The sequence below is a fragment of the Pseudomonas sp. BGA-UO-ETr-WB11 genome, from assembly GCF_059567785.1.
Window position 1 is genome coordinate 62461 of sequence record NZ_JCAQOS010000008.1, and the last position, 13600, is coordinate 76060.

At 52.5% G+C, this 13600-nt stretch carries 11 protein-coding genes; 5 read left to right on the forward strand and 6 right to left on the reverse strand.

From position 1 onward, the window contains the following. Position 1: 1 nt before the first annotated feature. Positions 2-1144, forward strand: coding sequence for an acyltransferase family protein (locus AC56DI_RS14045; protein WP_496346722.1), 1143 nt, complete (start codon positions 2-4; stop codon positions 1142-1144). A gap of 46 nt (positions 1145-1190) precedes the next feature. On the opposite strand, the gene AC56DI_RS14050 is transcribed toward AC56DI_RS14045, so the two are convergent. The 6 genes from AC56DI_RS14050 to AC56DI_RS14075 form a co-directional block, all read right to left on the reverse strand. Continuing rightward, positions 1191-2762: a DUF8728 domain-containing protein gene (locus tag AC56DI_RS14050; RefSeq protein ID WP_496346723.1), complete on the reverse strand. Its 1572-nt coding sequence runs from the start codon at positions 2760-2762 to the stop codon at positions 1191-1193. A gap of 344 nt (positions 2763-3106) precedes the next feature. Beyond that, positions 3107-4981 carry an ArnT family glycosyltransferase gene (locus tag AC56DI_RS14055; RefSeq protein WP_496346724.1) on the reverse strand — a complete coding sequence of 625 codons (1875 nt, stop codon included), beginning with the start codon at positions 4979-4981 and terminating at the stop codon, positions 3107-3109. Beyond that, positions 4944-6086: an acyltransferase family protein gene (locus AC56DI_RS14060; protein WP_496346725.1), complete on the reverse strand. Its 1143-nt coding sequence runs from the start codon at positions 6084-6086 to the stop codon at positions 4944-4946. Before AC56DI_RS14060 ends, AC56DI_RS14055 begins: the two co-directional genes overlap by 38 nt. 21 nt (positions 6087-6107) lie before the next feature. Continuing rightward, positions 6108-6989, reverse strand: coding sequence for a class I SAM-dependent methyltransferase (locus AC56DI_RS14065; RefSeq protein ID WP_496346726.1), 882 nt, complete (start codon positions 6987-6989; stop codon positions 6108-6110). Continuing rightward, positions 6986-8584: a glycosyltransferase family protein gene (locus AC56DI_RS14070; RefSeq protein ID WP_496346727.1), complete on the reverse strand. Its 1599-nt coding sequence runs from the start codon at positions 8582-8584 to the stop codon at positions 6986-6988. Before AC56DI_RS14070 ends, AC56DI_RS14065 begins: the two co-directional genes overlap by 4 nt. Then, positions 8581-10089 (reverse strand): glycosyltransferase, encoded by a 1509-nt coding sequence (locus AC56DI_RS14075; protein ID WP_496346728.1) that lies wholly within the window; start codon positions 10087-10089, stop codon positions 8581-8583. The genes AC56DI_RS14070 and AC56DI_RS14075 overlap by 4 nt, the downstream gene beginning before the upstream one ends. Before the next feature lie 453 nt (positions 10090-10542). Here AC56DI_RS14075 and AC56DI_RS14080 point away from each other — a divergent pair, with 453 nt between their 5' ends. The 4 genes from AC56DI_RS14080 (at position 10543) to AC56DI_RS14095 (ending at position 13586) form a co-directional block, all read left to right on the forward strand. Further along, positions 10543-10755, forward strand: a complete 213-nt coding sequence (locus AC56DI_RS14080) for a DUF1127 domain-containing protein (RefSeq protein ID WP_496346729.1) — start codon at positions 10543-10545, stop codon at positions 10753-10755. A gap of 102 nt (positions 10756-10857) precedes the next feature. Next, positions 10858-11166 (forward strand): DUF2388 domain-containing protein, encoded by a 309-nt coding sequence (locus AC56DI_RS14085; protein WP_324519770.1) that lies wholly within the window; start codon positions 10858-10860, stop codon positions 11164-11166. Positions 11167-11301: 135 nt separating this feature from the next. Next, entirely contained in the window at positions 11302-11622 is a 321-nt protein-coding gene (locus AC56DI_RS14090; RefSeq protein ID WP_324519768.1) for a DUF2388 domain-containing protein, read from the forward strand. Then, positions 11619-13586, forward strand: coding sequence for a DUF7844 domain-containing protein (locus AC56DI_RS14095; protein WP_496346730.1), 1968 nt, complete (start codon positions 11619-11621; stop codon positions 13584-13586). The genes AC56DI_RS14090 and AC56DI_RS14095 overlap by 4 nt, the downstream gene beginning before the upstream one ends. The last annotated feature ends 14 nt before the right edge of the window (positions 13587-13600 follow it).

A 13600-nucleotide genomic window follows, 5' to 3' on the forward strand; every position in this document is an offset into this window, starting at 1 on the left:
TATGAATATAAAAAATCGCGACATTGAAACTCTGCGCGCGTGCGCAATATTGCTCGTACTCGCATCGCACCTACGCCACTTCACTAGCGACCTTTTTTTAGAGCCACCACCTCAATTGCCACTATGGCAGGGCGTTGATCTTTTTTTTGTTATATCTGGATTTCTAATAAGCAATTCATTACAACCCACAGCAACAAAATATCAACAAGGGTTAGCCTGGGCCGCAGACTTGAAGGCATTTTGGATACGCCGAATATTCCGCCTACTACCTGCCGCTTGGCTGTGGGTATTTATACCTTTGACCATGGCGCTTATTTGGCCCGGACATTCGCTCATCGGAACGCTAGATACTATAGCGAGAGATGCATTTGCAGCACTTACTAATACCGCAAATTTTTACTGGGCCTACTGCATAGGCACAATTCATTGGGGTGAATTTTGTAGTCGAGCGGGCATTCTCGGCGTGTATTGGAGCTTATCGCTGGAGGAGCAGTTCTATCTACTATTACCTCTGGCACTGTTACTAATTACAAAGCGCAAATTAGCAATAGCCCTAGCACTGGTCATTCTTGCATTGTTGTTTACTGAGCGCCCGGTTTTTAGCGTGGGGTGGTATGTTCGACCAGACGGGCTTTTGTGGGGAGTTCTACTATCGCTCTACCTAAGCCAAGTGAAAGACTTTATTTCTTCTGGCGCCAAGTTCACGATACCGGCTAAACGCCTTCTATTCGTAGCGTTAATTATCGCTTTAATCTTAACCCCATCCATCCTGGCAACATCCACAACCTACTTATCTACTATCGGCGTAATTTCAATAATAAGTGCAGCGCTCGTTGCTATGTGCGCCGCAGACGAATCGCTAACACCTAGAGGCCTAACGGGATCAATATTAGCTTGGCTCGGATCACGCTCATACGCACTGTACCTATGCCACTGGCCAATCTACTGCATAATTAGAATATTAATTATCCCCACAAATACAACTGGACAATCACTACACTTAGAAGCTATCACATTCACATTGACGTGGTGCTTGAGCTGTATCGCGCTGGCAGAGATAACATATCGCTATATAGAAACACCACTAAAAGCCTACGGCTACAGACTAGCTCTAAAAAGGCATTATAAAAAGACGCCCTTATAAAACCCAGACACACCCATAGCAATTCAAAATCACTCCATGCAATAAATTAGTGCGACCACTCGCTGACCTGCGGAAGAACGCCTAATCGATCACGACGAGCCAGAACCACATAATTATATCCGACACCTATTAGATTTTGTATTTCCGAAAAAGTCACACCTTGAACATCAACAATGTCTTGACCTCTACTTTCCAATAGAGAATTGACTAAATATTTAATTTCATAATTAGCAAGGTACTTCTCACGGGTTAGCCCCCAGCGCAAATCCAAATTTGGCAGCCCCCAAGCAGCGATAAGAACGGGCTTTCGCGATAATACATAATCCACATCATGCTTAGCATGACCAACGATGAATGGCTGCGGAGGCATGACTCTCCGACCAATATGCCGATCATTCAAGCCCAGCATATCTAGAGTTGGTAGCGTTGAATAATACGGTACTTTACCCGCAGCATCGATTGCCAACAGCGAGCCGGGCTCAACCTTAGCCAAAAAGCGACCTAAATTATTCCACATATCATAGTGCTTACTTTGATATGCAAAACGCCCACCCTGAAATGCCACTAACGAACAAGCCAGAACAGCAACCAATGGCAACGTCAACTTGACCGCCATCAAATTCGCCCTAGAAGACATTAGCAGAGTAAAAAATATCCCTATTGGAAAAACCGCCAACAGGAAGCGCTCATAATAAATATCACCCCCTATATAAATAAAATATGTCAGCGAGAAGACCAAATAAACAAGAGGAAATAGAATCCGACTGAAAACAACTCGACTCAGGAGTGCCGCCGCGATTGAAAACAGCGCATACACCGCAACACCATTATATAAAGACTGCTCATACAATATCTTGAAGCCACTCTCTACACGCTCAAAAATGTTTCCCGCTATTTTTGCATGGTAGGTGTTGGCAATGTAGTCGCCATAGTAAAAAACTCTCCATGAGGTATAAATCGCCATAACCAAAAGCACGAACAATAAGAGTTGATAGCTATATTTTTTGCGCCCATCAAACCAAAGGCATGATGCGGCTAATAAGGGCAGAATGAACCCATCAACACGACAAAGAATCGTAGCAAGCGCCACAACACATATCCATGTGACGTTTGGTTTCGCTTGGCTCAGAAGCGCCCAGTTAGCAAGAAACAAAAAAAGGAACAGTGTACTTTCGAGACCCGTTGCGGCATTAGCCCACAGCGCAGGGGTGAGTGCCAGCATAGCGCTGCCAATCCACGCATATATCGCCCCAAGCTCCTTATTAATTATATACTTCAGGACAAAACAGCACATGACAAGCAAGAGAGCATTAATAGCCACACTATAAAAATATACGCGCTCATATCCGAGAAAGAACCCAGGCACCATCAGCAACGTATAAAGAAAATTCGAGTAGCCCTCGACCGCCTCTCCTGGATTGAAAATCAAACCATTGCCATTAAAAAAATTAGCTGCATATCTATAACTAATAAATGCATCGTCGGAACCGAATGCATGGCCACTTGATGGCCAAGAGTACCCATATCTTGCATGTAGTGATACACCAGCAATGCAAAGCACAACTAAAAACAAGCATCCAACAGCAGTATTTATGCACTCAGGCCATTTCTTATTCATTCAATTTCTTCTATTTTTTCAGGAATTGGCGGTTGAATAGCAAAATTAGGCGATGCGCATATCAGGCGCCATTTACCGCCACATCGAGCCTGACACTACCCACGTTATACTGAGCCCACTCAAACATAACTACTGCTGGAAAATAATCGCCTCCGGAAGCCCATATTAATTAAAAAAAGTACCATACGGCATCAGGGCTCTGCTCGGCCAGCAGTCAAAAAAATAAGATAAAATCACATTAGTGCTATTCTCTTGCAAAGAATCAGCAACTTAATGAAATTACTAATCTCCACCACTAATTTCCTCTAACCACAAAAATAGCGCGTCAAGATGCTCCATTCGCACTAGCGAACCTGAACATCCTGCACCCCTATTGCTAATATGCGCTGATCACCATTCCCTGGGCTGCGCGCATCGGGCAGATCAAATTCGAAAGCATTCAAACCATCTGCACGAAGTAGATCAGGAGGGAAATGTACGCTCCAGCTGCAGCACTCCGCGGTTTCACCTAATCGGATATCGGCAATCGCTGTGCCGTTTAGGCGTACAGCCACGCGTTGGCTACCTAGGACCGGCCCCTTAATTAAGAGTTGTCCTTCATATTTTTGCTTGGGTCGGAGCGAAAACAGAATGGTTGCATGCTTATCACGGCTCCAGCGATGTGACGGCTCAGCAATACTCCAATCAGGAAAACTAATTCCATCTCTAAAATCAGGCTGATCGGAGAGCACCGCTAGTCTCAGTTGGCCATCTTCACCAATCTGATGAACTCGACCGCGAGCTTGCTCAGGCTGTTGAAGCCATTTTAGCTGCGGATAAACATGGCCAAAAATCTCAGCCATTGACTTGCGCGACCCCATAAATCCGTAGGAAAAACTCGGAAAATCAGCATTTAATATAGTCGGTGGTACAGTCTGTGTGGATGCTTCTTTGAACGAACGCATTAGGCCCGACATAAAGTCATGCGTTCTCTGGTGATTATCATACGCTTTGACAAACAGCTCACGACCGGAAAAATATGCAGAAACTGGATAGCCTATAATTAAAACCATTGCCAGAAGCAATGTGGGCACTTGCGCCATAGAATCTGAGTTCTTGATAGATGCGCCAACATCGGTTTGTATTGCCAAAGCTCCAAAAATCCCGACAAGGACTAATTCATCAACATAATAGCGCATTGCCCACAATGGGAACGAGACTATTAATGCACCTCGACCAGAAATCGTAAGAGCGTTACTAACAAGCAACAGAGTTATTAACAATAAAATCGGCACAATAGATAGTGGCTTACGCCATAGCAGCACTCCAATAACAGCCCCCCAGACAAGAGCCGCAGCCCACGCTGACCAAGACTGCTCTATCGGCAAATTTATCAACGACCCAGAGAAGCGCAACAATAATTTTATAGAACCAGAAACAATCTCAATCGCCTCTACCCCCATTGAAACACGCATAACAGGAGAGACGAAAAGATACCAGATTGAATACAGTGCAGAAACGACTACCATGCTAGAAATTAATTTTATACCGGCTCGCGATAATCGCCTAACTTGTACCGCAAGGCATATTTCTAAAGCTACGAAAATCACAGGAAATAAAATGGCCTTAACATAGAAACCTAACGCAAATACCTGCGCCGCCACACAAAGCAGGCTATCCAGGCGTTGCTGCCGTTCTCGATAGCGCAAGTAAAAAATAACTGCCGCTGCTTGCAAAATCAAATATGGGATACGGTGCGCCGCCGAACTCCACCAAATCAAGGTATGAATCCATACCGGACTAGCACCAACTAATAAAGTGATAAGCCAAGCTGCGCGTACTGAGACGAGGCGTCGCAAAATAAAATGCAGTAAGATAACAATTAAAAACCAGCCGGAGACCATCGCAGCTAAAGCAACATCAAAATTAAGCGGTGATATTGTAAAGATCAGAAAGCTTTCTAACTTATGAAAGGGCACAAAATGTACATCAATCGGCGTGCGCAACATATCGAAAAATGACTTGTTTACCACATCAGAGAAATGGTCAAAATCATCCGCAATAAAATGACTGCTGCGCCTTATAAAAATCGTGATCGCCGAAAAGAACACCAATAGCATAACTATTACAGCGGCAGGAACTACCAGTTGTGGAGCTGCATTAGCTGTCGTGGTCGAATACTTCTGATCTTTACACATCGATTCACTCGGCACGGCATTGAGAAATAGATTGCGGCTCAAGCATACGCTTCGCCAATTGCCCTCCACGTATACGAAGCGGGCACTCAACCAAGCGGTAGTTCAACTCACTCAGCACCACTATTAACGCGCCGGCAGTTAAAATTAATGGGTAGAAGAACGCCCCATCGAAGCCCGACTTTTCTGGGTGCAGACGAAACCAGAGTTCGCGCGTAAAAAAGAACGCAGGAATATGAATCAAATAGATTGCGTAGGAGCGCGTACCTACCCAAATGAGTAAACGCTTTAGAACGCCCTCAGCGCATAGGAAGTTTTCATCATAAGACGCGATCCAGACTAATACTGCTGACAGCAATGCAATCATGCCGACACGTATGGATACAATATGTAACTGATCAGACCCCAGCGCCGCCATGCAAACAAAGACCCCCCCCATTAACACAGTGCCCAGCCGCCAGTTAGCAAGGAAAATCGGCTTTAATAATACGTATGATTGATGGCGCGACCACAATGCCAGTAGCACGCCGAGCGCCAATGCATCGGTGCGAAATGTCATAAGCAGCAACGACCTGGTAGAAAATATCTGCAGCAGCACTAGACCCAGTAACACATAAGGTAAAAAGCGACGACTCACTATAATCAACAGTGGAAAAAGCAGATAAAACTGCTCTTCTAGGGAAAGACTCCAATACACAAAACTAGCTCCGTACTCCCAGCGCATGAAGCTTTCCGCAAAGCGAACATTGGCAACCTGCGTGATCGCTGCAATGGTTGCTTCAAAATTCGCACGAAAGGTACCAAAGGCTCCTGACTGATTGAAAATCACGGTAGCTAACAAAATTATTCCGAGCCAGAGCCATGCAGAAGGCAGTAACCGCCACGCGCGCCTGAGCCAGAAGGCCAACGTAATTTGTAATGCGGATATATTGTTAGTACTGACTTGCAACCGAGGAACTAAATCGCGCGCAATGACAAATCCAGAAATAGCAAAAAATAAATCCACACCAAACCAGCCACCAAAATAGGTATAAAACCGTGTCAATGCAGGACTTGTCCATGTGAGCAGGTTGTCGCTGGCATGGTGAACAACTACAAACAACACCGCAAAACCACGAAGTACTTCAATATCATCAATACGTTTTTTCATGAGCAAAGAAGTTCCATCGAACTAAGGCTTGCGGGCGATTATGACTTGGCTTTTGGGTAACAACTGGTCCAATGCTTTTTTCATCGGCGCAGCCTCAGGGATTTTAATAATTTGATGCCACAGTTTTGCCCAGTCGTTCAACAACGGCGGATACGGGGGTCTTACAACATCAAGCGACTCACCTTCTAGCTCAGCGCCTGCCGTCTTGGCCAGCGTCCAGTAAAGAAACATCCAAAAGGTCCAGAAAAATCCAGAGGCATCACGATGAATAATCTCTAAGCCAGCGCTGGAAACTAAATTTTCAAATTCTTCCCGTTCGAACACATGAATATGATTTGGCCGTTCAAAGTAGTAACTGGGCGCAAAGCCCTTCTGCATATTTTCACCAACTGAATCTGGCACAGACAACAAATAAAGCGCGCCAGGCTGACCAACACGAACTAACTCGCACAGAAATGCGGCCGGATCTTCGACATGTTCAAGCACTTCCATTGCAATAACCCGCGACTTGCTAGCATCCGTCACAGGCAGAGGAATACCGTCAGAAACAAATCCCTCACTTTTTCGTGCGGGACTTTGTGCGACTTTGGCTCGCAATAATTCAATTGCCTGTGCCGTTACGTCAACGAAGGTTACGTCAGCACCACGATTGGCACAGAACAGTGTGGCACCGCCAGCACCACAACCGATATCCAGTACGCTGTCGTCAGAGGTAATTGGAAAGCCCTTGAAGAGCTCGTTGCTGTCACCTAGATACCAACCGCTTTGCACTGCATCGAACAGTCCACAATCACGAGAATCTACAAACTCTCCTGGACTCGAGATCTCCTTCCATATCTCCTCTGTTGGCCGCGGATCATTTTCCAGGCCTGCTAGGCGCCGGAACAAGTCGATATGATTCATACGCGGAGCTCCTCGGTGAGCGTCATGAAACTCTGCATTCGCTCAGTAGCAACAGCTTGCGAGCAATGCAGGCGCATTCGCTCAATCGCCGCATCCGACATGCGTTCATACCGTTCGGGATCGTCTTTAGCACAGTGATAAGCCGCTTGATAGGCGCTGACTAGGGACGCCCAATTGAGCTGATGACGGCAGGTACGGTAAGCCAGACGTGGATCATGGGACCACGCGCTAGCGTCCAGCCAGCTATCAACAACGAAAGCGACATCTTCATCGATATAGTCGCGCATCGCCGAATGACGTGGGGCGATTGCGGGCTTTCCGCAGGATAGAAACTCCATCAAGGGCAGGCACTGGCCCTCTCCGTGCGAGGCATTAACTGCAAACGCGCTTGCACGAATCAAGCTATCGAATTCGCTACCTTCAAGATAACCATGCAGGAGAATTACCCGGCATTTGTACGCGGGCATGCGCGCCATCCAGATCAGCATGTCATGCATGGCGGACTCATACTCACGGTGCCCAAGCTTGAATACCAAGGTGGCATCGGGAACATCTCGAAAGGCCGCGCAGAAGGCAGTCAACATGTCCGCCCAGTTCTTGCGCCCATCGTAAGGATTGAACAGCGCAGTAAAAATCACCCCGGAGAGTTCAAGGCGGCTATCTGTCGGCAGCCACTCTGGCATTCGCGGGGTGAGCCCGGATGCAGGCGGATGCGGAGGCTCCACAGTATTTCGTGGCTCCAGACACTTTCCATCATCCTCATAGACCAGATCTACCACCGGCTCATCTTGGGCTATCAAGTCAATGCTCTGATCAGCCCTTGGGCTTGGTCTGGGCAAAAAAGACAGATAACGAGAAAGAACATTGAGATACCACTCGCCCAAGTAGCGGCGGGTAACCTGCAGGCGAGACTGTTGACGAATTGGCTGCATTTCCGGCTCAGGCTCAGGGGATGCCGGCTGCGAGCGAGCCATGGCGCTCTCATGCTCGCGAATGGCTTGAATCACTCGTGCCGCTGCATTCGGACCCGAGATATAGGGCGCTAAAGCCGCGTCATGGCTATCGACAACAACCCCGGAGCGCACCTGTATCACTACTTTATCCGTTAGAGGAAGAGCCGCAGGCTGAGCTCTGAAGCTGGCGTACTTATCCCAGACCGGCGAGGGGATCGAGACGATGGGATATTGCGCGCCCATTTCCTTGCGCACAGCGTCGACAATCATCTGCGAGTGGGTAATGGCACTGCCACATTTGCCCAACACATGACTCCAGTCTTGGTTGACCTCATCGAGCCAGTGTTCATTCGGAATACTGTCAAACTCCCAGGCAAATACCGGAATAGTTGGGCAGCGCAAATCCGTTGGGGTTTTTTGCGGCGGCGAGAACGATAAAAAGATACAGCGTTCACCAGCAGCGCAGGCCTGATCATAGAGACGGTCAACTTCAACCTCTGGCTGCTCAACCACCAGCACTTCACCTAGGTTTCTTAGCACCGGTAGAAAATCACGCAAGACAAAGTAATAGCTGTATTCCGGCAGGCCCATACTGGTCGCGATGCGCGCAGCGGTTACTTGCGAATAGACAAGAAACTTCATGGCGTTTCGCTCCCATTTGGCGACTGCGCGCTCACGGCGAGGGGAGGTTGCATAACACCGAGCAAGAACTCGCCCAGCGGCTCAGCAACCACCTCCACGGAGGCGAATGCTTGCATCTTGGCGAAGGCATGCCGTGACATACGGCGGTACTGCTGCGGCTGCTGCGTGGCAACGGCGTAACTGGCCTGGAAAGCTTCCATTAACGACTGCCAATTGAGGCGATGACGGTGGGTCGTGAAGATACCGGTCGGATCATGGGGCCAGCAAAAAGGCTCCAGCGAGCATTGCAAAGTGAACGCCAGGTCATCATCAACGTAGTCGGCCATTGCCGTATGTGTAGGTGCGATAACAGGCTTGCTGGCTGAGAGAAACTCCATCAGCGGCAGACACAAGCCCTCACCAGAAGACGCATTCACGTAATAGGTGGAGGCGCTGATTAATTCACGGTATTGCTCATCTTCAAGAAATCCATGCAGAACGACCACGCGACAGCTAAATGGGGCCAATCGCGACAAGAGCGTGATCAGCACGATGCGGTAGTACTCCAGATCGTGATGGGTCATTTTTACGATCAGGGTCGCGCTCTCAACCGACTTAAATGCCCAGCAGAAGGCCGTGATTATTTCGACCCAATTTTTGCGTGAGTCGGCTGGATTGAGCACTGTGGTGTAGACGACGCCAGTGACACTAATTTGCTGTGGCGTCGGTTTTACCGGTTCGCTCTGCGTATCGGTCACCTCTGCTTGCGGCATTACAACTTCAGGTGCTGAAGTAACTGGCGGAGCACTTAGACCATCATCAACAGGTAGCCAAATCTCCTTCCACCAACCTTTGAGTAATGCCGTACTTAATTGCCAGGCCTCAACCAAGGGCTTTGGCGCGGGTAAAACCTCTGGCTCTGGCTCAACAATCTCTTCTACTGGCGTGTCTACTGGTTTGCGCACCAGCCCATCAGCCGATAACCCCAACAGCGGGCTGTCAATGACAATTCCTGCGAAGGGGAATTGCCGCTCGCCAAGCTCGGCTGCAGATCCATCCACAGAACCAAGTGCCGCATAGCGATCCCAAACCGGCGCAGGCAGGGAAATGATGGGAAAGCCTGAAGCTGTGGCCTGCTCAACCAACCCCGCCGCTTCTCGACTGGTGGCAATCGCACCCGCACTATGAGCGAACACATAGCGCCAATCATTCTGCGGATTACCATCCCAAGCCACCGACGGCAGGCTGTCAAACTCCCAAGCAAAAAGTGTCACCGTGGGACACTTAAGATCGAGCGGAGTCTGATGCGGCGGACTAACACTGATAAAAATGACGGCCTCGCCCTGCGCACTGTAGCGTGCATGCAAAGCGTCAATTTCATCCCGACTCTGGACTTGAATCACAGTGCCAATTTGCTCAAGCGCTGGCAGAAAATCTTTCATCAAAAAGAAATAACTGTATTCCGGCTTACCGAGCGAGGCGTGGATATCGGCTTGGCTAATTTTGGAGCTAACAAGAATAATCATTGAGTCACGTGAGCTGTGCCGCTCTCACCCAAAGGCAGTTGGCGCAATGGGTTGGGCTTATTTCTTATAGTGTCCAACAACGCTGCGAAGCTGATCAGCAGGCATGTGGGAGTTGAGCGCGCCTGGCAGAAGATAAGCGCTTTTAAATTGAAAAACCGAGCGAGTCTATGGCCAAGCGAGCCGATCAACAAGGCATGATTTTCGCCAACCTGACCGGGGTCTCAGCGTAACCAACATCCTCCATACAGCCGCTCAGATTCCAGAGTGAGACCTGTGCTTACGCCTGATCTCTGGCCGCCGTACAGATATGCCCACATGCGGCAGTACAGTTGGGCTGTAACGCGAACTGTGATCGCTCAATTGCGCCGCACTGTCACTGGTGACAGCGCCTGCCCAAAGTCGATCATGGTGGCCCAGCCCGCCACTTCGTCGCCCGGCGAAACGGATGCCGCCATGCATAGCCATTCCCTGCCCCACAGCAGCCATATCGACGACTCTCGGCTACGCCCTAACCGCGTTCAGCAACTGCTGGCCTTGTTGCACATTTGGCAGCAACGCAGCCGCAGTCGCCGACAACTGGCCCAGCTCGATTCTCGCCTGCTGGCCGATACAGGCATCAGCGCAGCCGAGCGTCAGGTCGAGTTGAGCAAGCCATTCTGGCGCTAAGCCAAGGCATGCAGCTGGTCACGGCCTGTGGACTTGGCTAGGCTGATGGACACCGGAGCGCGCTTCTAGGCGGCCGGTTCTGACTATTTAAGGAGTTCTGCCATGTCCCCATTTCGCCTGTTTGCTGCGGCTGGTCTGCTGAGCCTGGCCACCAGCGCCTCGGCCACCAGTTTTGTGGTGACCACCGACTGGATCGCCGATGCGTTCGGCTCATCCTCGGATGCCACGTCATCGTCGACCAAGGATGACAAGGTAATCCGCGCCGCACGTGATGACGCCGCCAGTTTTGTCGCCAGTAATGGCGCCATCCGCGGCGCCCAGCTGGAAGCCGCACTGCTGCAAATCCGCGAGCACGCGCCGCAGTTGCAGGCCAGCGATGCACAATTGGCCGAGGCCATCCTCAGCCACTAAGGCTGACGCGTGACGGTCAGCCGCTGGCCGCCCGTCACGCGCGCGACCTTCGCGCCGCGATACACCCCTGCATAAAACCGGCACTTGGGCGATAATCGCCGGCTTGTTCACGCCCTCGTTTCCCGGAGATAGTTCATGCGTAGCCCTCTGATTGCCGCCAGCATCGCCCTGGCCCTGTTTGCCGGCGCGGCCCAGGCGCAAACCCTGAAAGCCACCAGCAACATGCTGTTGAACGCCACCAACCGCACCCTGGACTTCACCTCCGATACCACCACCTCGATCCGCGACATGAAGCTGGTTATCGCCGCCCGTGACGACGCCGCCAGCTTCGTGGCCAGTAATGGCGCCATCCGTGGCGCCCAGCTGGAAGCCGCGTTTGTCGCCGTGCGCGCACAGTACCCGGCCGCCCGCAATGTCTCCGATCAGGAGCTGGCAGCGGCCATCCTCGCACCGTGAAATCCGTCTGTGCCTGGCTGCTCGGCAGCCTGCTGTGGCTGCTCAGCGGCCCCAGCCAGGCGCTGCAACTGCACCTCGACACCGAGGGTCTGAGCCCGGCCGAGCGCCGCGCCAGTCAGCAGTTGATCGACCAGGCCCTGGCCGCCCTCCCTCCGAGCTTCCACCAGCGCCTGCAACAATCGGTGCGGCTGCGTTGGTCGGACGAGCTGCCGGCCAACGTCTACGGCAGCGCCAACCAGCTGCTGGCGCGCCTCGAATTGAATGCCCAACTGCTGCCCAAACTGGTGGATGGCAGCGCCGCCAGCGAACAGACCGGCCGCGCCCACGGCACCTTGCAGCGCGAACTGCTGGCCAGCCTGCTGCACGAGCTCACCCATCTGTACGACCGCGCCCGCCTGTGGGATGCCGAAACCCAGCACCTGCAGCAGAACTGCCGGCGCCGCGTGGCCACTGGCGGTCTGATTGGCTTGCCCGCAGAGTGCCGTGGACAAACCGCCCGACGCTTCACGCTCAGCGACGACCCACGCCTGCTCGACCTGGCCGGCTGGCCGCAATACGTCGGCCGCCGTGGCCAGCGCGAGCAACACAACGGCCAGGTGGCACGCAGCCCGGACAGCTACGAGCTGAGCAACCCGCGCGAGTTTGTTGCGGTCAATCTCGAATACTTCCTCCTCGACCCCAGCTACGCCTGCCGGCGCCCCGAGCTGTATGCCTACTGGCAGGCGCACTTCGGCTGGGCACCGGGCGCTAAAACGCCGTGCAGTCCGCAGTTTGCCTACCTGAATGCCGGCAGCGACTTTGGCCGCCAACCGTTAGGCCAGCTCGACCCCGAGCGGGTCTACGCCGTCGATTACCTGCTGGCCGAAGCCAACAGCGAGTGGGTCAGCCGCTTCGGCCACAGCATGCTGCGCCTGGTGATCTGCGCACCTGGCAGGCCACGCGGGCCGGCGTGCAGGCTGGATCTGGACCAGCATCTGGTGCTGTCCTACCGCGCGTTTGTCGGCGATGTGCAACTGTCCAGCTGGGCCGGGCTCACCGGCGGCTACCCGTCGCGGCTGTTCGTTTTGCCGCTCAGTCAGGTGATCGACGAATACACCAAGATCGAGCTGCGCAGCCTGGCCTCGGTACCGCTCAAGCTCAGCCGCAGCGAGCAGGATGCACTGGTGCGGCGCGCCGCCGAGCTGCACTGGAGCTACGACGGCAGCTACTTCTTCATCTCCAACAACTGCGCAGTCGAGACCCTGAAACTGCTGCGCAGCGGCAGTGACGCCGCGCTGCTCAACGACCTCGACAGCATCCTGCCCAACGGCCTACTGGAGGTCCTCGACGCCCGCGGACTGGCCGACACCTCGGTGCTCGCCGACCCGCGTGAAGCGCTGCGCCTGGGCTATCGCTTCGACTCCTACCGCGAACGCTACCAAGCCATGTTCGACGTTCTGAAGCGCCGGCTGCCGATCCCGCAGCAGGCGGTAGAAGACTGGCTCGACCTGCCGGCCAAGCAGCGCCAACCGTGGCTCGCCCGCGCCGACCTGCGCACCAGTGCAGCACTGCTGCTGCTCGAACAGGCCGCCCAGCGCCGCCAGTTGCTGCGCGCCCAAGAGCAGATCAAGCAGCGCTACCTCAACGCCCGCGACAACAGCGGTGCCGATCCCGACCTAGCCAAAGCCGGCAGCACCCTGGAGCAGCTGTTGGCCAGCAGTGGCTTTCTCAGCCGCCCGGCCGAGCTGCTCGGCAGCCGGGGTTATGGCCTGCCGCAACCCGCCGAGTGGCAACAACTGCAAGCCAGCAGCGACGAACGCCAGCAACACCTGCGCCGTCTCAGTGACGATCTCGAACTGGAAGTGCGCGCACTGCTCGACCCCGCACAAGTCGTGGAGCTGGAACAGGCAGAGGCCAACCTCACCCAGCTCAGCCAGCACCTACGGGCACTGCACAAGGCCAGTGGTGGGCTGGTCCTGCCGTAGCCCGAATGACATCC